General features: G+C 38.5%; 21 protein-coding genes. 5 read left to right on the top strand and 16 right to left on the bottom strand.

What is annotated here, in order from left to right; translation table 11 throughout:
- Positions 1 to 43: 43 nt before the first annotated feature.
- The 7 genes from PQF83_RS16565 to hflX all read right to left on the bottom strand — a co-directional run bounded on the left by PQF83_RS16565 (position 44) and on the right by hflX (position 6,573).
- Positions 44 to 850, bottom strand: a complete 807-nt coding sequence (locus tag PQF83_RS16565) for a DUF4097 family beta strand repeat-containing protein (protein WP_033671891.1) — start codon at positions 848 to 850, stop codon at positions 44 to 46.
- Positions 851 to 1,393, bottom strand: a complete 543-nt coding sequence (locus PQF83_RS16560; RefSeq protein WP_000032410.1) for a DUF1700 domain-containing protein — start codon at positions 1,391 to 1,393, stop codon at positions 851 to 853. It abuts the gene before it with no gap.
- Positions 1,386 to 1,709, bottom strand: coding sequence for a PadR family transcriptional regulator (locus tag PQF83_RS16555; protein WP_001102620.1), 324 nt, complete (start codon positions 1,707 to 1,709; stop codon positions 1,386 to 1,388). Before PQF83_RS16555 ends, PQF83_RS16560 begins: the two co-directional genes overlap by 8 nt.
- 377 nt (positions 1,710 to 2,086) lie before the next feature.
- Positions 2,087 to 3,421 carry a type I glutamate--ammonia ligase gene (gene glnA, locus PQF83_RS16550; protein WP_000135330.1) on the bottom strand — a complete coding sequence of 445 codons (1,335 nt, stop codon included), beginning with the start codon at positions 3,419 to 3,421 and terminating at the stop codon, positions 2,087 to 2,089.
- Between the two features lie 48 nt (positions 3,422 to 3,469).
- Positions 3,470 to 3,859: a transcriptional repressor GlnR gene (gene glnR, locus PQF83_RS16545; protein WP_000656783.1), complete on the bottom strand. Its 390-nt coding sequence runs from the start codon at positions 3,857 to 3,859 to the stop codon at positions 3,470 to 3,472.
- A 175-nt stretch (positions 3,860 to 4,034) separates the two neighbouring features.
- Positions 4,035 to 5,306 (bottom strand): methionine gamma-lyase family protein, encoded by a 1,272-nt coding sequence (locus PQF83_RS16540; protein ID WP_000460300.1) that lies wholly within the window; start codon positions 5,304 to 5,306, stop codon positions 4,035 to 4,037.
- A complete protein-coding gene (gene hflX / locus PQF83_RS16535; RefSeq protein ID WP_000391388.1) occupies positions 5,299 to 6,573 on the bottom strand; it encodes a GTPase HflX in 1,275 nt (424 codons plus the stop codon). Before hflX ends, PQF83_RS16540 begins: the two co-directional genes overlap by 8 nt.
- Before the next feature lie 92 nt (positions 6,574 to 6,665).
- Here hflX and PQF83_RS16530 point away from each other — a divergent pair, with 92 nt between their 5' ends.
- Both PQF83_RS16530 and PQF83_RS16525 read left to right on the top strand, forming a co-directional pair.
- Entirely contained in the window at positions 6,666 to 7,289 is a 624-nt protein-coding gene (locus PQF83_RS16530; RefSeq protein ID WP_000312265.1) for a trimeric intracellular cation channel family protein, read from the top strand.
- Positions 7,290 to 7,388: 99 nt separating this feature from the next.
- The gene (locus PQF83_RS16525) at positions 7,389 to 7,523 is read left to right on the top strand and encodes a hypothetical protein (RefSeq protein ID WP_000181496.1); all 135 of its coding nucleotides are present in this window, start codon (positions 7,389 to 7,391) and stop codon (positions 7,521 to 7,523) included.
- Between the two features lie 33 nt (positions 7,524 to 7,556).
- Here the strand turns inward: PQF83_RS16525 and spoVK are convergent, their stop codons facing one another.
- Positions 7,557 to 8,513 carry a stage V sporulation protein K gene (gene spoVK / locus PQF83_RS16520; RefSeq protein WP_000438181.1) on the bottom strand — a complete coding sequence of 319 codons (957 nt, stop codon included), beginning with the start codon at positions 8,511 to 8,513 and terminating at the stop codon, positions 7,557 to 7,559.
- Positions 8,514 to 8,626: 113 nt separating this feature from the next.
- Here spoVK and PQF83_RS16515 point away from each other — a divergent pair, with 113 nt between their 5' ends.
- Together PQF83_RS16515 and PQF83_RS16510 are read left to right on the top strand one after the other, a co-directional pair.
- A complete protein-coding gene (locus tag PQF83_RS16515; RefSeq protein WP_000450315.1) occupies positions 8,627 to 9,592 on the top strand; it encodes a tyrosine-type recombinase/integrase in 966 nt (321 codons plus the stop codon).
- A 113-nt stretch (positions 9,593 to 9,705) separates the two neighbouring features.
- Positions 9,706 to 12,753: a Gly-Xaa-Xaa repeat protein gene (locus PQF83_RS16510; protein ID WP_272792303.1), complete on the top strand. Its 3,048-nt coding sequence runs from the start codon at positions 9,706 to 9,708 to the stop codon at positions 12,751 to 12,753.
- 80 nt (positions 12,754 to 12,833) lie between these two features.
- Here PQF83_RS16510 and hfq read toward each other — a convergent pair whose 3' ends face one another.
- The gene (hfq, locus tag PQF83_RS16505) at positions 12,834 to 13,058 is read right to left on the bottom strand and encodes an RNA chaperone Hfq (RefSeq protein WP_000813896.1); all 225 of its coding nucleotides are present in this window, start codon (positions 13,056 to 13,058) and stop codon (positions 12,834 to 12,836) included.
- 21 nt (positions 13,059 to 13,079) lie between these two features.
- A complete protein-coding gene (gene miaA / locus PQF83_RS16500; RefSeq protein ID WP_000504941.1) occupies positions 13,080 to 14,033 on the bottom strand; it encodes a tRNA (adenosine(37)-N6)-dimethylallyltransferase MiaA in 954 nt (317 codons plus the stop codon).
- Positions 14,034 to 14,214: 181 nt separating this feature from the next.
- Between miaA and PQF83_RS16495 the strand changes: the two genes are divergently transcribed.
- A complete protein-coding gene (locus tag PQF83_RS16495; RefSeq protein WP_000814415.1) occupies positions 14,215 to 14,460 on the top strand; it encodes a hypothetical protein in 246 nt (81 codons plus the stop codon).
- Positions 14,461 to 14,522: 62 nt separating this feature from the next.
- Here PQF83_RS16495 and entD read toward each other — a convergent pair whose 3' ends face one another.
- From entD to PQF83_RS16465, 6 genes are all read right to left on the bottom strand, one after another.
- Positions 14,523 to 15,455 carry a cell wall-binding protein EntD gene (gene entD, locus PQF83_RS16490; RefSeq protein ID WP_000734629.1) on the bottom strand — a complete coding sequence of 311 codons (933 nt, stop codon included), beginning with the start codon at positions 15,453 to 15,455 and terminating at the stop codon, positions 14,523 to 14,525.
- A gap of 348 nt (positions 15,456 to 15,803) precedes the next feature.
- Complete coding sequence (locus PQF83_RS16485) at positions 15,804 to 17,663, bottom strand: PTS fructose transporter subunit IIABC (protein WP_000704630.1); 1,860 nt, start codon at positions 17,661 to 17,663, stop codon at positions 15,804 to 15,806.
- A 13-nt stretch (positions 17,664 to 17,676) separates the two neighbouring features.
- On the bottom strand, positions 17,677 to 18,588 hold the full coding sequence (gene pfkB, locus PQF83_RS16480) for a 1-phosphofructokinase (protein ID WP_000640766.1): 912 nt from the start codon (positions 18,586 to 18,588) through the stop codon (positions 17,677 to 17,679).
- Positions 18,585 to 19,337 carry a DeoR/GlpR family DNA-binding transcription regulator gene (locus PQF83_RS16475; protein ID WP_000957275.1) on the bottom strand — a complete coding sequence of 251 codons (753 nt, stop codon included), beginning with the start codon at positions 19,335 to 19,337 and terminating at the stop codon, positions 18,585 to 18,587. The genes pfkB and PQF83_RS16475 overlap by 4 nt, the downstream gene beginning before the upstream one ends.
- 158 nt (positions 19,338 to 19,495) lie before the next feature.
- Complete coding sequence (locus tag PQF83_RS16470) at positions 19,496 to 20,659, bottom strand: iron-containing alcohol dehydrogenase (RefSeq protein WP_001179105.1); 1,164 nt, start codon at positions 20,657 to 20,659, stop codon at positions 19,496 to 19,498.
- Between the two features lie 116 nt (positions 20,660 to 20,775).
- Positions 20,776 to 21,318, bottom strand: coding sequence for a DUF420 domain-containing protein (locus PQF83_RS16465; protein ID WP_000228315.1), 543 nt, complete (start codon positions 21,316 to 21,318; stop codon positions 20,776 to 20,778).
- Positions 21,319 to 21,530: the final 212 nt, after the last annotated feature.

Here is a 21,530-nt window from a genome sequence, read left to right as displayed (position 1 = left end):
TCTTCTTTTTTGTATTTTGATAGATTTTCACACATTCTATTTCTTACGAACGCGTTTCAATCGTCACATCGCCCGCAGCTGTTTTACCGCTAATCTTTTTACTCCCATTACCAATCGTTACGTCTTTATTTTCTTCATTAAAAATTGTTACATCCCCGGCAGCACTTTGCCCAGTAATTACCGCATCTTTTGGTTTTTCCGATAAAGTAATATTTACATCTCCCGCAGTTGAACTTGCTTCTAGATTGTACTTAGAATCATGATCTAGAATATTTATTTCCCCACTGGTCGTTTTTGCAGTCACTTTCCCTATTACTTTTTTAAAGTTTACTTCACCAGCTCTTGTAGATCCCTCCACATTCTTAGCCGTTACATGTTTCAAATCCACTTCTCCAGTAAGTGTTCTAGCACTTACACGGTCACCTTTCACATCACTTATTTCAATTTGTCCAGCAGATGAATTTACTTTTACATCTTGGTAAGAGCGTTCAGGCACAAGGAGAGTCAATGTAGACGTTTGAAACCTAAAATCGTAAAAAGAAAAATCAAATGAAGCACCTTTTTCTCTTTCCCCAATGATTTTTAATGTGTCACCATCTTCAGTAATATGAATCTCTTGTTTACGCGCATCTCCTAATTGCTTTACATAAAAAGAAGCGTCAGGAGATTTTTGGACAACAATATCCCCGACATCTAACTTAACTTCTATATTTTTTAGTGTTTCGTTTTTAATTATATCTTCTTTGTTTCCTTTTTCTGCAGTTTGCACTGCTTTTTCATATGTTTGTGAAATTCCTATTACTCCAATAATGATACAAGCGATCGCTACTAACAATATTTTTTTCATCATCTACTCCCCTTTTATCATTTTGAAGTTCCATATGACATAACGTACACATAACCTTTTAAACCACTTCGTACTATAATAAGCGATAATACATAACAACAAACCTATCCCAACAAATGTTATACTTACGAATACATCTAACCATATAAATGTACCCATAAATACTTTTCCAATAACGAAAAATGGTGTCACTACACTAACAATCCCACCGACCCAAAAAGAGAATATAAAAGCGATAATTGCAACTAACGGGCCTAATACAATAATGAAATTAAACAAACTAAGTCCAATCGCTGCCATGACAGCTCTTGTCACATTTGAAGTTGACGGATCTTTTTTCATTTCATCAAATCGATACATCGCAAGTAATTCTTTTGCAATTACTTTCGGAGAGCCAAGACCCTTTATTATTTCCGATTCAGTTTTCCCCTCTTCTATCCCAAACTGAAAATGCTCTTCATAATCAAATAAAATATCTTTCCTCTCTTCGTCCGGTAACTTTCTAAGATGACTTGATAATTCATTAAGAAACTGTTCTTTACTCATCCCATTCCACCCCTTCAATAATTTCTTGTACACCTTTCGCAAAATCACGCCACTCTGTTACTAACAAATTCAGTTGCGTTTCCCCTTGCTCAGTTAGTTGATAATATTTGCGAGGTGGTCCTTCCGTAGATTCTTTTAAATACGTTTGAAAATATCCTTCCTTCGTTAAACGGCGTAATAAAGGATATACTGACCCTTCCGATATTAAAAATTTATTTGAGATTTGCTGAACAAGTTCATAGCCGTAACAATCCTTACGTTTCACAAGTGCCAGTACACATAGTTCTAACACACCTTTTTTAAACTGAACGTTCAAGGACAATCCCCCTTTCTCATTTCAGTACTGTTCAATACACAGTACCTTCCTTATCCATAATATACCACTTAGTATTGTTTATTGCAAGGTACTATATTTTTAAACACTCCAACTTTAGTATGAAACATATCCAATACCGAACACAACATATCATTCAATTTTTTATATCCATAGATATTACGCATGTTACTTTTACTTATCCACCCTTTTGGAACACAAAACAATTCGAATTTCACCACGTTACATTAAAGATATGGAATAGAAATTTAAATACCGTCATAATTTTTTCAGACATCTATTCAATTCATTTCAACTAACACCTATATTGCCAACAAATAAAAAAGCCCTGATACCGTAGTATCAGGGCTCCTCACCTCTTAGTAAAGAGACATATATTGATCGCGTTCCCATTGGTGAACTTGCGTACGGAAGATATCCCACTCAATTTCTTTCGCTTCGATGAAGTGCTCAAGTAAGTGATCTCCTAATGCGTTACTAATTACTTCGTTAGATTGTAATGTAACTAAAGCTTGCGCTAATGTTGCTGGTAAGTCAACGATACCTGCTTCTTCGCGCTCTTCTTTTGTCATTACGTAGATGTTACGATCTACTGCAGCTGGTGGAGTTAATTTGTTTTTAATTCCATCAAGACCTGCTGCTAATAATGTAGCCATTACTAAATATGGGTTTGCAGCTGGGTCAACACTACGTACTTCTACGCGTGTACTAATACCACGAGATGCAGGGATACGTACTAATGGACTACGGTTTTGTGCAGACCATGCTACGTAACAAGGAGCTTCGTATCCAGGTACTAAACGCTTGTAAGAGTTTACAGTTGGATTTGCCACCGCTGTAAATGCTGGTGCGTGTTTTAAAATACCTGCGATGAAGTGACGAGCATCATCACTTAATTGTAAGTCACCGTTTTGATCATAGAATACGTTCTCACCATTTTTGAATAGTGATAAGTTACAGTGCATACCTGAACCGTTCACACCGTATAATGGTTTTGGCATAAATGTTGCGTGTAAACCGTGTTTACGAGCAATTGTTTTTACAACAAGTTTGAATGTTTGAATGTCATCACATGAACGAATTGCATTTGCATATTTGAAGTCAATTTCGTGCTGCCCTGGAGCAACCTCATGGTGAGACGCTTCAATTTCAAAGCCCATTTCTTCAAGTTCAAGAACGATATCACGACGACAGTTTTCCCCTAGATCCATCGGCGCAAGGTCGAAGTATCCACCGTTATCGTTTAATTCTAATGTTGGATTTCCTTTTTCATCTACTTTGAATAGGAAGAATTCTGGCTCTGGTCCAAGATTGAAATCTGAGAATCCTAAAGCTTCCATTTCTTTTAATACACGTTTTAAGTTGTTACGTGGATCCCCTTCAAATGGAGTGCCATCTGCATTGTAAATATCACAGATCAATCGAGCTACTTTACCTTTTTCAGCTGTCCAAGGGAAAATCACCCAAGTATCTAAGTCTGGATATAAGTACATATCAGATTCTTCAATACGTACGAAACCTTCAATAGAAGATCCATCAAACATCATTTTGTTATCAAGAGCTTTTGTTAATTGGCTCACTGGAATTTCTACGTTTTTAATTACCCCTAAAAGGTCCGTAAATTGTAAACGTATATACTTTACATTCTCTTCTTTCGCCAAACGGAAAATATCTTCTTTTGTGTACCTAGCCATTATAAATTCCTCCTTAGTCCCTCTAAACACCTTCAGAATCAGTTCTCTTTAGTGAAAAAACCTTGAAATATCACCTTGTCGCAATGAAGTTCGATTAAATCTACCTGTATGTTGTAGTTCGTCTCGAAGTATTTTGCGAAGCTCAGTTTTTGAAATTTCTTTCGTTTCTTCTTTTACTTTCACTGCTTCTGTTTGATTTTCTTTCATTAGTAACACTTGTTTAATACCAGCCATATTCAAGCCTTGATCTAATAAATCTTTAATCTCTAACAACTTATCTACATCGTTAAATGAAAATAATCTACGATTCCCCTTTGTACGGGTTGGAGAAACAAGATTATGCTCTTCATAGTAGCGAATTTGACGTGCAGATAATTGTGTTAAATCCATAACAATACCAATAGGAAACAGCGGGGCAGAACGTCTATCTTCTTTCATCGTTTCAGTTCCTCCTTCGCCTTAACTGCTTCTCATTTTATACCATGTTATGTTTGATGTCAATAGATGTTAGCTTTTCTTACATGATTTTTTTAAAAGTTTTTTCATTCTTTTTTCTAATGAAATAAATCATTACTTTCACGCGAAAAAAGCTGTCGAAATCGACAGCTTCCCTTTAAGAAATTGTTAATAATTCTTTTTCAATTAATGCATCAATTGCAGAACAAATCGCAATCTTCACATGCGAATAAGTTAGCCCACCTTGTACGTAAGCAACATAAGGCGGACGAATTGGACCATCAGCCGACAATTCAATACTTGCACCTTGAATAAACGTTCCCGCAGCCATAATTACATCATCTTCATACCCCGGCATATAGTTGGCATATGGAGTGAAGTGAGAGTTAATCGGGGATGCATATTGAATTGCTTGGCAGAATGCAATCATGCGATCTTTGTCATCAAATTGAACAGATTGAATTAAATCTGTTCTTGGTGCATTCCACGCTGGTGATGTATTCATTCCTAACTTTTCTAAAAATGCAGCTGTAAAAATCGCACCTTTTAGCGCTTGTCCTGCTACATGCGGCGCTAAGAAGAAACCTTGATACATTTCTTGCAGACTGTATAAAGATGCCCCTGCTTCCGCACCGATTCCTGGAGATGTTAAACGATAGGCGCACGCTTCAACATACTGTTCTTTACCAACAATATAACCACCAGTTTTAACAATTCCCCCGCCCGGGTTTTTAATAAGCGAACCTGCCATTAAATCTGCACCAACATGACATGGCTCTTGTTCTTCAATAAATTCGCCATAACAGTTATCTACAAACACGACAACATCCGGTTTAATTTCTTTAACAAACGCTATCATTTCTTTAATTTGAGAAATAGTAAAAGACGGACGAGTAGCATAACCTTTTGAGCGCTGAATACCGATCATTTTCGTATTACTATGAATGGCAGCCGCAACAGCTCCTAAATCAACAAGCCCCTCTTCAGTAAGCGGAACTGCATTATAACCAATATTATATTCTTTGAATGATCCTACACCTTTTCCGCGTACACCAACGATTTCTTCTAACGTATCATACGGCTTACCAGTGATGTACAATAACTCATCTCCTGGACGTAAAATACCGAATAGCGCTGTAGAAATAGCGTGAGTACCTGAAATGATTTGCGGACGAACTAGGCCCGCTTCCGCTCCAAATACATCTGCATACACTTTTTCTAACGTATCACGACCAATATCGTCATAACCGTAACCTGTCGTCGGAATAAAATGTGAATCACTAATTTTATGTTTACGAAAACTTTCTAACACACGAAACTGATTACTTTCAATTACTTCATCCGCACGTTTATGTACTTCTGTAATTTGGCTCTCTACTTCTTTTACGATTGGAGCAATTTTTTCTCCATTTTTCAAACGATCAAACATTTTTATTTTCTCCTTCTTCCACTAAAAATCTCTTTAATTGCGCATTAAGTGATGAATGAGCAAAAATATACCCTGCGCAATCATATACAAATTTATCTTCCAAAAACTCCATTTTTGTTAATAGCGTCTCCGTCTTTAATAGAGTTAATAACTTACCTTCACTCGGAGGAATCTCCACTTGATAACGATTCATTTCTTCTTTCATTTTCGTTTCTATCGCTTCTTTTATATGTAATAGATCCTTTTCTTCAAAAGCACTAGTCATTAAGAAGTCATTTTTCGGAAACGGAATAAAGTTTTGATGTAATTCATCTTTTTTATTATATAACGTAATAATAGGAATATGATTTATTTCGAGTTCTGACAATAATTGTTTTACTGTTTTCTCATGCCCTACATAATTAGGATCTGCAGAATCCACAACATGTAAAATAACATCCGCTTCACCAGCTTCTTCTAACGTCGAACGGAATGCAGCAATTAATGACGTAGGTAAATCTTGTATAAAACCAACCGTATCAGTTAGTAATACTGTATAACCAGAAGGTAACGGCATCTTCCTTGTCGTCGGGTCTAGCGTCGCAAACAACAAATTCTCTTCAAACGTATCAGCTTCCGTTAATCTATTAAACAGTGTAGATTTTCCCGCATTCGTATATCCTATTAATGAAACTTGGAATACTTTATTATCTTTTCTTCTTTCACGATATCTTTTTCGATGCTCCACAACAACTGCAAGTTGCTTCTTTATTTCATCAACGCGCGCTCGAATATGACGACGATCAGTCTCAAGTTTCGTTTCACCTGGCCCTCTCGTTCCAATACCACCACCAAGACGTGATAAAGACAATCCTTGCCCCATAAGACGCGGCATTGTATATTGCAACTGAGCTAATTCTACTTGAAGCTTCCCTTCTCTCGACTTCGCACGTTGCGCAAAAATATCTAATATGAGTTGCGTTCGATCAATTACCCTCGCATCTAATACTGCGGATAAATTCCGAATTTGACTCGGTGTTAATTCGTTATTAAATACGATAACATCCGGTTCTAGTTCTTCAGTTAACATTGTAAGCTCTTCTAATTTACCTTTACCTATATAAGTCGCCGGATGAAACTTCGGTCGTTTTTGCGTTGTAGACACTAACAATTCTGCTCGTGCAGTTTTCGCTAATGATGCAAGTTCTTTCATGGAATGCATAAATTTTTCATCATCATCTTGCGGCAATTGACAGCCCACTAATATGACTTTCTCTTTTTCTTCCATCAAATATGTTCACTCATCCTTTTCGAAATTTAAACCTTCTAATATAATAGCAGAGGAAGCACATTTCATCTAGTTAGCGGGGGAGAAAATTCATGGCATGGGAGATTTTTAGCATCATAGGCACAATTGCTTTCGCATTAAGCGGGGCTATTGTTGCAATGGAAGAGGATTATGATATTTTCGGGGTGTATATTTTAGGAATGGCAACCGCATTTGGGGGAGGTGCCCTTCGTAATTTATTAATTGGTTATCCGATTGTCGCATTTTGGCAACAAGACATGTTATTCCAAATCGCACTTTTATCAATGACGATTATTTTTCTTTTTCCAAATAAATTAATTAGACACTGGAAAAAGTGGGAAAACATCACTGATGCTATCGGCTTATCAGCATTTGCCGTACAAGGGGCATTATACGCTCAAAAATTAAATTTACCAATTAGCGCTACAATCGTAGCAGCCGTTTTAACTGGCATTGGAGGCGGTATTATCCGCGATCTTTTAGCCCGTAGAAAACCTCTCGTTCTTCGAGCTGATGTATATGCTTTTTGGACGATTCTGGCAGGTTTCTTAATCGGCGCTCAAATTATTGTTAGCGATTGGGCTCTATACACCTTATTCATTTTAATTGTTTGCTTCCGCATGGTTTCTATTCATTACAAATGGCATTTACCGCATAGACGCATCGACACAAACGAACGTTCAATGCATAAATAGCAATCCAACCTCTTTACAGATCGTAAAGAGGTTTTTCTTTTCTAACGAGTTTTTCCTTACATAATGTTTATACTAATTCTCAAAGCGAGGTGAACACAAATGACAAACCATGTGAATAAAGGGGCTCAAAAAAGCTCAGTAGGTCAAATTGGACATGATCCTAATTCTGCACACGAAAAAAGCGCTAAAATGGAACGTTTCCATAAATCTTATCAAGAAAAAGCAAAAAAATAGTAGAGCACTTATATAAAAAAACAGACGCACAGTTTACGTACTGTGCGTCTCCTCTTCAAGCATCAAATCACTACTTGATATTCCAATCAAATCATATTTATCATACGCATCCTCTTGTAACAACCGCATAGCTTGTGTACGAATTGATTTTTCAACAATATTCCGAACATATCGTCCATTACTAAAGGATGTAATTTGCGATGAGTACTTTACAGCATGTAAATGATCTCTAAATTTCCATTCAGCCTCTTTCGATAACTGATATTCACGTTCTTCATACATCCTCTTCCCTATTTCTAACAGCTGATTTACTGAGTAATCCGCAAACTCAATTATAAACGGAAAACGAGATTGCAGTCCTGGATTCAATGAAAGAAAGTGATTCATCTCTCTGGAATATCCAGCTAAAATCAATACAAAACCGTGTTGTTTATCTTCCATATGTTTTACGAGCGTATCAATTGCTTCTTTTCCAAAATCTTTTTCTCCCCCTCGTGCTAATGAATAAGCCTCATCAATAAACAAAATTCCCCCCATTGCTTTTTTTATTAAATCTCTTGTTTTTTGAGCCGTATGACCGATGTACTCTCCTACAAGATCTGCACGTTCAGCTTCAACTAAGTGCCCTTTTGATAGAATATTCATCTCAAATAACAATTTTCCTATCATTCTAGCAACAGTTGTCTTGCCTGTACCCGGATTGCCTTTAAACAACATATGGAGTACTTGCTTCTCAGACTTCAATCCTATTTCTTGTCTTTTTTTATTCACATAAATCCAAGCATATATTTCTTTTATTATCTTTTTTATATCATCCATCCCAACGAGTTTTCCCATCTCTTCTTCAATTCTTTGCAGCATCTCATGTTTCGTAGTAGTTTCATTTGAAATTACTGTTTTATTTTCTGCAGCCGGTAAAGAAATTTTCTTTCGATGATTTAACACAATGTTAATTTGATTATTATTTTTCTTTCGCATCGATTGTTCCATACAATCACCTCATTTTATCCACTCACCAAATATTATTATTCTTGTCTCCTTTGCAAATGACTATTTTCAGAAAAGTTTGCTATAATAAAAGAAATAATGAAGGTGGTGGGACTATGGAGACAACGGAATTCCATGATACAATACAAGCCTTTTCTATTTTTTTATTGAATAAAGGCCGAAAACCTTCAACCATTAAACGTTATGTTTATGACATTGAAGATTTCGGACATTGGTTAGAAAAAAACAAAAAGCTCCCTTCCAGTAATATATGGGCTACACTTTGTACAAAAGACTACGAAGATTACTTTTCCGACTTAAAAAAGAATCGACATTACTCAGAGAAAACGATGCACCGTGTATTCATTGTATTAAATCGAATGCATCACTTTCTAAATATTCCCAACCCATTAAAGAACATGGAAATTTCTATTCAACCAGACCGCACACTCCGCAATGAAGATTTCATTTCATCTGATGAAGAAAAAAGATTAAAACATATAGTCACTTCATTAGAAGGACTTTCAGAAAAACAACGTCCTGTACGCCCTTTATTGATGGATCGTAATATCGTTATTTTAAATTTATTAATTGACTATGGATTATCCTTACAGGAACTTACAGCATTAACTATGCATCACGTCCACTTTGAAACTAACACATTATCTATACCTGCAACCGCAGGAGTAGAAAGAACAATTACTTTAACTAGCGAAGACAAAAAACAACTATATACTTATTACAAAAGCATCCCCGAACCCGTTCGTCCAAAATATCATAGTAATGACCCATTATTTGTCGCATTCGATTTTAATCGCGGAACATATAGATGGGTATACGAAAATGATGCACCGAAGGGATTAACAGAAATCGCTATCCAAAAAATGATTCGCCTTGAAGTATCCAGAGCTAATTTACGCAAAGGAATCTCAGGACAACACTTTCGTAACACCTATATTTTAAACTTAATAAAAAAAGAAACTCCGGAGTCAGAAATTATAAAGCTAGCTGGCTTCAAATCAAAGATTTCACTAAAACGATATTATCAATACGCAGAAAATAGAAAAAACGCCTTATTATAAGGCGTTTTTTCTATTTTTTCTTCAAACAAACGATTTTACTATGACCATTTAACTAATTTTTGCATCTACTATGATGAGTTTCGTTCATATCCTCATTAGAAAGGAGAGATTTAATGTCTCATTATAACGACAGTCAGAACAAATTCTCCAAACCATGCTTTCCAAGTAGCGCTGGACGAATTCCAAATACTCCATCAATCCCAGTTACTAAGGCACAACTTAGAACATTCCGCGCAATCATTATCGATTTAACAAAAATAATCCCAAAACTTTTCGCAAATCCATCTCCCCAAAATATTGAAGATCTAATTGATACATTGAACCTACTAAGTAAATTTATTTGTTCACTAGATGCTACTTCCTCCCTGAAAGCACAAGGGTTAGCTATTATTAAAAACTTAATAACTATATTAAAAAATCCAACTTTCGTAGCAAGCGCTGTATTTATCGAGCTTCAAAATCTAATTAATTATTTACTATCCATTACAAAACTATTCCGAATTGACCCTTGCACACTTCAAGAGCTTCTTAAATTAATCGCAGCATTACAAACCGCTCTAGTTAATTCTGCTTCATTCATTCAAGGACCTACTGGACCTACTGGGCCAGCAGGGGCTACCGGTGCTACTGGCGCTACCGGACCTCGGGGTAATACGGGGGCTACTGGTGCTACTGGACCTCAAGGTAATACGGGGGCTACTGGTGCTACTGGACCTCGAGGTAACACGGGCGCTACTGGCGCCACTGGACCTCAAGGTAACACGGGCGCTACTGGCGCCACTGGACCTCAAGGTAACACAGGCGCTACTGGTGCTACCGGACCTCGAGGTAACACGGGCGCTACTGGCGCTACTGGACCTCAAGGTAACACGGGCGCTACTGGCGCCACTGGACCTCAAGGTAACACAGGCGCTACTGGGGCCACTGGACCTCAAGGGCCTCAAGGTAACACGGGCGCTACTGGCGCTACCGGATCTCAAGGACCTGCTGGGGCTACTGGGGCCACTGGACCTCAAGGACCTCAAGGTAATACGGGGGCTACTGGCGCTACCGGATCTCAGGGACCTCAAGGTAATACAGGGGCTACTGGCGCTACCGGTGCTACTGGTATAGGAGTTACAGGACCGACCGGACCTTCTGGTGGGCCTCCTGGACCGACTGGACCTCAAGGTAACACGGGTGCTACTGGACCTCAAGGACCTCAAGGGCCGGCGGGTGCTACCGGTGCCACTGGACCTCAAGGTAACACGGGCGCTACTGGACCTCAAGGTGCTCAAGGGCCGGCGGGTGCTACTGGTGCCACTGGACCTCAAGGTGCTCAAGGGCCGGCGGGTGCTACTGGTGCCACTGGACCTCAAGGTAACACGGGCGCTACTGGACCTCAAGGTGCTCAAGGGCCGGCGGGTGCTACCGGCGCTACTGGACCTCAAGGTATTCAAGGACCGGCGGGTGCTACCGGCGCTACTGGACCTCAAGGTATTCAAGGACCGGCGGGTGCTACCGGCGCTACTGGACCTCAGGGTGCTCAAGGGCCGGCGGGTGCTACCGGCGCTACTGGACCTCAGGGCGTTCAAGGTAACACAGGTGCTACCGGTGCCACTGGGCCTCAAGGCGTTCAAGGTAACACAGGTGCTACCGGCGCTACTGGACCTCAGGGCGTTCAAGGTAACACAGGTGCTACCGGCGCTACTGGACCTCAAGGCGTTCAAGGTAACACAGGTGCTACCGGCGCTACTGGACCTCAGGGCGTTCAAGGTAACACAGGTGCTACCGGTGCCACTGGACCTCAGGGACCTCAAGGTAACACGGGTGCTACTGGTGCTACCGGACCTCAAGGTGCTCAAGGACCAGCGGGCGCTACTGGTGCCACTGGACCTCAAGGTGCTCAAGGGCCGGCGGGTGCTACCGGCGCTACTGGACCTCAAGGTATTCAAGGACCGGCGGGCGCTACCGGCGCTACTGGACCTCAGGGTGCTCAAGGGCCGGCGGGTGCTACTGGTGCCACTGGACCTCAAGGTGCTCAAGGACCGGCGGGTGCTACCGGCGCTACTGGACCTCAAGGCGTTCAAGGGCCGGCGGGTGCTACCGGTGCTACTGGACCTCAAGGCGTTCAAGGTAATACAGGTGCTACTGGTGCTACCGGACCTCAAGGTATTCAAGGACCGGCGGGTGCTACTGGTGCTACTGGACCTCAAGGTGTTCAAGGTAACACAGGTGCTACTGGTGCCACTGGACCTCAAGGTGCTCAAGGACCGGCGGGTGCTACCGGCGCTACTGGACCTCAGGGTGCTCAAGGGCCGGCGGGTGCTACTGGTGCTACTGGACCTCAAGGCGTTCAAGGTAACACAGGTGCTACTGGTGCCACTGGACCTCAAGGTGTTCAAGGGCCAACGGGTGCTACTGGTATAGGAGTTACCGGACCTACTGGACCTTCTGGTGGGCCTCCTGGACCTACTGGACCTCAGGGACCTCAAGGTATTCAAGGACCGGCGGGTGCTACTGGTGCCACTGGGCCTCAAGGCGTTCAAGGACCGGCGGGTGCTACTGGTGCCACTGGGCCTCAAGGCGTTCAAGGACCGGCGGGTGCTACTGGTGCCACTGGGCCTCAAGGCGTTCAAGGACCGGCAGGTGCTACTGGTGCCACTGGACCTCAAGGTGCTCAAGGACCGGCGGGTGCTACTGGTGCCACTGGGCCTCAAGGCGTTCAAGGGCCAACGGGCGCTACTGGTATAGGAGTTACCGGACCTACTGGGCCTACTGGACCTAGCTTCCCTATAGCAACAATTGTTGTAACAAACAACATTCAACAAACAGTACTACAATTTAATAACTTTATCTTCAGTACTGCAATTAACGTAAATAATATTATCTTTAATGGCACAGACACAGTTACAGTTATCAACGGTGGTATTTATGTAATTAGCGTATCCATCTCTACAACTGCACCAGGATGTGCGCCACTCGGAGTAGGAATTTCAATAAATGGAGCAGTCGCAACTGACAACTTCTCTTCAAATTTAATAGGCGACTCACTTTCATTTACTACAATCGAAACATTAGCTGCCGGAGCAAACATTTCTGTCCAATCTACTCTTAACGAGATTACGATCCCTGCAACAGGAAATACTAACATTCGTCTAACTGTATTTAGAATCGCTTAAATTTCACTATTTATCGTTTATGGCAAATAAAAAAAGAGCGAGAAACTCGCTCTTTTTTTGTTATGTACAATAATTCATTACTATTCTAATTCAATTGAAACATTTTTTTGTGGTACAAATGTAGAAATTGCGTGTTTATAAATAAGCTGTTGCTTACCTTCTGTTTCCAGTAGGACTGTAAAATTATCAAATCCTTTAATTAATCCACGAAGCTGGAAACCATTTAATAAGTACAGCGTAACAAACGTATTCTCTTTACGGAGTTGATTTAAAAACTGATCTTGAATATTGATTGATTGCTTCATGTCGAATCCTCCTCTTTTTCTCTACTTACTATTATTCGACTTTAGTTGTAGCTTTCCTTCTATGTATCGTAAAATTTCTGACGTTTTTTCACCGTCTGTAACATCAAACCATGTGACATCCATCTTATTACGGAACCACGTTAATTGACGTTTTGCATAACGACGTGAATTCGTCTTTAATTGTGATACCGCTTCTTCTAAAGAGACACGATCCTCAAAATAATCATATATCTCTTTATACCCAATCGCTTGAATAGATTGACAATCTCGTATCCCTCGATTATACAACCCTTCTACTTCTTCTAATAAACCTTGGTCCATCATTATATCAACTCGTAAGTTAATGCGATCGTATAGCATTTCACGATCCATTGTCAAGCCAATTAAGGAAACATCGTATAATAACTCGTTTTCTTGTTTTTCAAGTTGATCACTCATTTTTTCACCCGTCGTGTGGAAAATTTCTAACGCCCTAATGACACGGCGTACATTATTTGCATGAATACGCTCAGCGCTTTCTGGGTCTACTTCCTGTAATTTCTTATGTACATATTCCACACCACGTTCTAATGCTAACTTTTCCATTTGTTCTCGGTATATAGCATCACCAGCATCATCCGTAAACTGATAATCGAATAAAACAGATTGTATATACAGACCAGTTCCACCAACGATAATCGGCAATTTACCACGCTCTGTAATCTCGCGAATATGCTTACGAACACGTTCTTGAAATTCGGCAACCGAAAATGATTCTTCTGGATTTTTTATATCAACCATATAATGTGGAATTCCGTCCATCTCTTCTTTCGTCACCTTTGCGGTTCCAATATCCATCGTACGATAAATCTGCATGGAATCTCCACTTATAATTTCACCATTTAACGCTTTGGCAAGATCAATACTTAACTTCGTCTTCCCAACAGCAGTTGGTCCAATGATGACAGCAACTTTTTCACGTTGCACTTCTCCCATATCATTCAACTCTCTTTATGTAATGTACTCCATCTATTGATTATATCCAATCTTACCAATTTTAACGGCATGATTGCAAGTTCTTTCATTACGGTACATGAAATTATAAATAAAAAAGAACATAGTTTGTCCAATTCCGCATATACATGATTAAAAATACCTTCGAGAGGATGAGTTAACTATGAAACAATCCACTATCAATTTTTCATCTTTGACAAAAGACCTCATTTTAGCTACTGCTACAAAAGAACACAATTGTTCACAAGAAGAATTATACTTCGCCTTAAATTGTTTACTACGTTCTTTTCATTCTGCTCTCCAAGAAACAACATTACATCTAGAAAATAAAGATACAGAGTATATACAAAACCAATTTTGCAGCGCATATAAAATTATTACAGGTAAAACTATTTATCCTTTTCAATAATCCATAAAAGGCGATTGCTTACATACTTTCAAGCAACCGCCTTTTATATTAATACATATATACTACTCTATAACTTTCACTTTTACAGATTTGCGCCCCCAGCTATTCGCACTACCATCTGAGCCAACTAAAACATCAATACGATTTCCTTTAATCGCACCACCAGTATCTCCAGCAATCGCTTCTCCATATCCTTCTACCCATACTTTTGATCCAAGTGGAATTACTTTAGGATCAACAGCAATTACTTTCATATTTGGATTCGCTGTTAAGTCATGCCCCATTGCAGTTAATACACGACCACCATACGAACCATTCTCACTCGGATCTGCTGTATATGCTGTCGCTTCTACCGTTATTTCACGTCCACTAGTCGGTGCACTTGTTTCATTAGATTTCGCAACTTGTTTCGTAGTTGACTGCTGTTTTGCCACAGGTTTACTTGATTCTACATTCTTAACAGATTCTTTACTCTTAACTACTTTATTACTTTTAACCGGCGTATTTACTCTTTCCGGCGCTTCTTCTTTCGTTGCAACTTCTTTCTTTTCAATCACTGGTGCCGTTCCTGTTAAAAATGGCACATGAACATATCCTGTTTTTCCATTATAGTCAAATTGCAACCATTCATTTTGAACTTGATTTGTCGTTTCAATTACATCATTTTTATTCAGTTTTCCAATAATTTCCGAGTCAGTATTCGCTCCAGCGCGAACATTTAACACACCCGCCGTCACATAATATGTACTTTTTGTAAATTCAGCACTTACAAACGCTTCTTGACCATTTAATTTAATTTTTGTCCATCCGTTTTCTGTATTTACAACATCTAATTTATTTCCACTTAACATTTTACCTACAAGCTTAGACTCTACAGTTGGGTTTTCTCTAACATTTAATACGTCTGTTGTTACAATCGTTTCCGCTTTCGCAGAACCTGCAAAAATCCCAAGACCAAAAACTGCCGCCGTTGCTATACCTAATAATTTTTTCATGAATAGCCTCCATTTGCTTTGTTTTCGTATTTTTATTATAGCAACGGATTTTTAAGATTTTTAGAAAACACACAATTACAAACCATTCGTAATATACGATTAATGAGCTGTAACATAAATTTCCATATTAATGAATTACATTTCCAATAGAATTCCCAATAGTTTTCATATATTTTCCACATACAAGCACCAGAATTTTTTTCCAGAAAAAATTACAGTATTACTTTTTTGTTACAAAAAAAGCATATTTCATTACATCTTTTACCAAAATTCATCATTATCCAATTATCAACCTCCTTTTTTGTAATAAAAAGGAGCAGCTAATAAAAGCTACTCCCTTTACACGTATTATTTAACTTTCTTTTTCCAAATTCCCATCATAAGAGCAGAAACAACTGCCCCTATCAATATCGAGAAAATATATAACACTGGTTTATTTACTAAAGCGATAACAAACAATCCACCATGCGGTGCTGGTAATGTAATTTGGAATAACATTGATAATGCACCTGCAATACTTGAACCGACAACACAACTGACAATTACCCGAACCGGATCTGCTGCTGCAAACGGAATCGCACCTTCTGTAATAAACGATGCCCCCATAATATAATTTGTTAAACCAGACTTACGTTCCGCTTCTGTAAACTTCGATTTAAAGAAGGTAGTTGCTAACGCAATTGCAAGCGGTGGCACCATACCACCAGCCATAACCGCTGAATGTACCCCAAAGTTCTTCGCTTCTATCGCAGCAATACCAAACGTAAATGCTGCTTTATTAATTGGACCACCCATATCAATTGCCATCATCGCACCTAAAATAAGACCTAGTAATATAGCATTTGTACCGTTCAAACCATTTAACCATCCTGTTAACATTTCATTCAATGCTACTACAGGCGGAATTACTACTTTTTGCATAACAACTCCTGTAATCAATAATCCAAAGACCGGATATAACAATACAGGTTTAATTCCTTCTAATTGTACTGGTAGGCCTGAAAATAATTTTTTCAATCCTAAAACAACATATCCGGCTAAGAAACCAGCAATTAATCCACCTAAAAATCCAGCATTCGCATGTGCCGCTAAAAATCCTCCGACAACACCGGGCATAAAACCAGGACGATCAGCAATAGAACTAGCAATAAACCCTGCTAAAATTGGTACAAGGAATAAAAATGCCCCTGTTCCCCCTCCTCCAATAGACATGAACAATTCAGCTAAAGGACCTTCTGCTTTTATACCACCAAACGAAAACGCTAGCGCAATTAAAATCCCGCCACCAACAACGAATGGAAGCATATTACTTACGCCGTTCATTAAATGCTTATAAATTCCTAATCCATTTTCTTTCTCCGTATTTTCTGCCTTTCCATCCTCTTTTACACCTTTAAAGATTGGTGCATCTTGTTTTACAGCCCGATTAAGAAGTTTTTCAGTTTTTCTAATCCCGTCAGCGACTGGCACTTGAATAACATGTTTACCAGCAAAACGATTCATTTCTACTTGTTTATCTGCCGCAACAATTATAGCTGTTGCGCGTCCAATATCCTCTTTCGTTAAACCGTTTTTTATACCTGTTGATCCATTCGTTTCAACTTTAATTGCAATTCCTAGCTCTGCTGCTTTTGCTTTCAAGCTATCTGCAGCCATATATGTGTGAGCGATTCCAGTCGGGCAAGCTGTAACAGCTAATACGTACGGTTCATTCCCTTCTGGTTTTGCAACTTCAACCTCTTCTTCTTCTTTTTCATTTTCTTTTTCATCAAATAAACGAAGAAGTTCTTCTTCATCCTTCGCTTCTAACAATTGCTTACGAAACCCTTCATCCATTAATAGTGTAGATAGGCGTGATAACGTTTCTAAATGCGTATTATTCGCCCCTTCACTTGCAGCAATCATAAAAAATAAATGCGCAGGTTGTCCGTCAAGCGATTCATAGTTGATACCGCTTACACTTCTACCAAAACAAATCGCTGGTTGCTTAACAGCTTTTGTTTTCGCATGAGGTATAGCAATCCCTTCACCAATGCCGGTTGTACTTTGTGACTCCCTTTTTAAAATAGCTTCTTTAAATTCAGCTTTGCTATTTAAACGATTTGCCCCGTTTAATTTCTCAACTAACTCATCTATGACAGCTTCTTTATTTGAAGCTGTCAAATTCATAATAACTGTATCCCTTTTTAATAGTTCTGTAATTTTCATATGTTGCTTCCCCCTATCGCTTAGTTACAATTACTTGCGACAATAATTCTTCTACTTTTTCCTTTTCACATAAATCGGCTGAAAATGCTGTTGCACTCCCTGTTGCAACGCCATATTGAAATGCCTTTTCAATATCTTTTGTCTGTTCATATCTTCCTACAAATCCCGCAACGAGAGAATCTCCAGCCCCAACCGAATTAATTACAACGCCTTTTGGAATAGTTGCTTCATATATACCTTCTGCCGTAAATAATAAAGCTCCATCTCCGGCCATTGATACGATAACGTGCTCTACACCTTGTTCAACTAATTTTCTTCCATATGGTAAAACATCTTCTACTGTGGAAATCTCTACTCCGAATAACTCACCAAGTTCATGATGATTAGGCTTTATTAAAAATGGTTTATTTTTAACTACATGCTGCAGCGCACTACCACTTGCATCTACTACTACACGAATGCCTTTTTCAGCTCCGAACGCTGCGATTGATTCATAAAAGGTAGTTGGGATAGACGCTGGTACACTTCCAGCTAGTACAACACAATCTCCCTTTTGCATACTTTCAATTTGTTTCATTAATTGTTCAAATTGTTCCTTAGTCACACTAGGTCCTTGCCCATTTAATTCTGTTTCTTCTTGCCCTTTTATTTTCACATTAATTCGAGAATCTCCATCTACTTGGACGAAGTTTGTTGTTACACCTTCCGCCTGTAATACATCTTTAATAAATCGACCGGTAAATCCACCAGTAAATCCTAGCGCTACATTTTCAACACCTAAACGATGAAGAACGCGAGAAACATTAATTCCTTTTCCTCCAGGAAACTTCATATCTTTTTCTGCTCGATTTACTGCGCCTAACTCTAAGGAATTAACTTGTACTATATAATCAATAGATGGGTTTAAAGTTACTGTATAGATCATTGTTTATCAGCCTCAATTACATTGGTTTGTCTTTTATATTTTTCTAAATCAATTTCTAAATGGTTTGTAATAATATTCGCCTCTTCAACATTGGCAATTTTCGCAAACGCAACTTCCGAAAACTTACTTTCATCAATTAAGAAATATCCTTCATTTGCTAATGTTAATGCCATTTGCTTTAAAAGTGCCTCTTCCGGATCTGGTGTTGTAAAACCAAGTTGTTCATGTACACCATTCGCTCCTAAAAAACATTTATCAAAACGATACTTCTGCATGCTTTCCTGTGCCATAGCACCGATTAAAGCTTTCGTCCTACTCTTCATCATTCCGCCTAGTAAATATGCACGAATATGATTTTCAACTAAAGCTTCAATATGCATAAGTCCATTCGTAACAACGGTAACATCCTTATTTATTAAAAATGGAATCATTTCAAATGTTGTACTTCCTGCATCTAAATAAATGCAATCACCTTGTTCCACAACGTTAGCCGCATACTTCGCAATTTGTTGTTTTATTTGAATGTTTTTGGATGATTTTTCAACCATCGTCGGCTCCTGTCCTTTTCCTGTTAAAACAGCTGCACCACCGTGAACTCTTTTTAATAACCGTTGTTTTTCCAATTGCGCTAAATCACGACGAATTGTTGATTCAGAGCTTTCTGTTCTTTCCACTAATTGTTGTAATTTAACAACCTTCTGCTCTTTTACAAGTTGCAATATCATTTGATGACGTTCAGGAGTTAACATTTTATTCACCTCTTCTTTGATTACAGTATAATGAAAACGATCACAAAAATCAACCATAAACATTCACAAATAACCAAAAACAATCACAAACAGTTATAAACAACAAAAAAGAAACCCATTGGATTGTTATATCAAATGGGTTCCTTTACTCGCTTCACTTATAAGGAAGCTTTATATATGCTTAAAACATCGTCTTTATTTAATTTTTTAAAGTTACCAAATTCGCCATAAGCCATCGCTTTATCCGCCATTACATCAATTTCATTTTCTCCAATAGCATAATCAGATAACGTTACTGGTGCTTCAATTGAAGTCCAAAATTGACGTAACGCCTCAATTCCTTCTAACGCAATTTCTCGATCAGTCTTTCCATCTGTTTCTACATCGAATACACGAATAGCGAACTGTTTAAAACGACTTACATTTTCATCTACAACATGCTTCATCCAGTTCGGGAATAAAATCGCAAGGCCACCTCCGTGTGGTATATCATGAACCGCTGAAACCGCGTGCTCAATATTGTGTGTTGCCCAGTCTCCTTTTACTCCCATCGCTAAAATACCGTTTAGCGCCATAGTACCGCAGTATAAAATCGTTTCTCTATGCTCATAATTTTCTAGATCATTTAAAAGCTTAGGAGCTGTCTCAATGACTGTTTTTAAAACAGATTCACAATAACGATCTTGTAATTCTGTATTTGTTCCATGATGGAAATATTGTTCTAATACGTGTGACATAATATCTACCATACCGTAAATTGTTTGATCCCTCGGTACAGACGCAGTATGAGCTGGATCTAAAATTGAAAACTGAGGGAAGGTAACTGGGCTACCCCAGCCATATTTTTCATTCGTTTCCCAGTTTGTAATGACAGAACCAGCATTCATTTCAGATCCTGTTGCCGCAAGAGTAAGCACAGTACCAAATGGTAATGCCTCACTGGCAAATGTTTTTTTCGTTACAATATCCCACACATCTCCATCGTACTTACTACCAGCTGCAATTGCCTTCGTACAGTCGATTACACTACCTCCACCAACTGCTAAAATAAATTCAACACCATTATCTTTACAAATTTGAATCCCTTTCTTTACAGTTGATACACGTGGATTCGGTTCAACACCTGTCAATTCAAATACTTCTGCATTTATTTCCTTTAAAATAGAAATTACATTATCATAAATACCGTTTCTTTTAATGCTGCCTCCCCCGTATACGAGAAGAACTTTTTTACCGAACTGTGGAATTTCAGTTTTCAATTGCTCTAATTGACCTTTACCGAAAATAAGTTTCGTTGGATTACGAAATACAAAATTTTGCATATCCCTTTACCATCCCTTCTATATGAAAAGCAACTATACTTTTGTATACCATATTTTTTTCATTTTACAAAAACATTTGCCTAACAAAAAAATCCCAGCCTATAGGCTGAGATTTTTTATTGATAATAAGGTGAGATCATTAAGTAAACAATAACACCAGATAAACTTACATATAACCAAATCGGCATTGTCCAACGTACAATTTTACGATGACGTGTTAATTGATTTGTAAAACCAAATACAAGTGCAAACAATGCAAGTGGTACGATAATTGCTGCTAGGATAATATGTGTAATTAAAATGATGAAATACACATATTTAATGAATCCTTCGCCACCAAAATGTGTTGCTGGCGCCAAGTAATGATACGATAAATAAGAAACACAAAATAGCAACGTCGTTGTAAATGCTGCTAGGATGAAGCCACGATGCATTTTCACATTCTTCTTAATAATAGAAAATAACGCTGCTAATAAAAATACGAACGTAAAGCTATTAAAAATTGCGTTTAACATTGGTAAAATCGTTACATCAAAATGTACTTCTCCTTCATAGCCAACAGGTCCAAAGAACAAAAATAAAATAATCGCATTTACAATTACAGAAAGCGTTATCACAATAGGAGCATAGCTTTTCTGATTTGTTGATTGATCCACCAAAATGGTCACTCCCTCTTCCTTCAAATATGTATACGTAACCTCACTATTTTAACATACTATTCACAGTGTAAATGTGACAATAGTTTGACACAGCAAGACAAAACAAAGAAAAAATCCTTCTTAATAAAACTTCTTAAGAAGGATTTTATCGCTTTATTATTCAAATAGCAATGCGATTAGTTTTTGTTAAAAAATGTATCGCTATATGCTTG

This window comes from Bacillus sp. FF-1 (genome assembly GCF_028548245.1).
In the GTDB taxonomy this organism is placed as follows: Bacteria; Bacillota; Bacilli; order Bacillales; family Bacillaceae_G; genus Bacillus_A; species Bacillus_A paranthracis.
The sequence above is the reverse complement of the archived record's forward strand: the minus strand, read 5'-3'. Positions and strand labels throughout refer to the sequence as shown.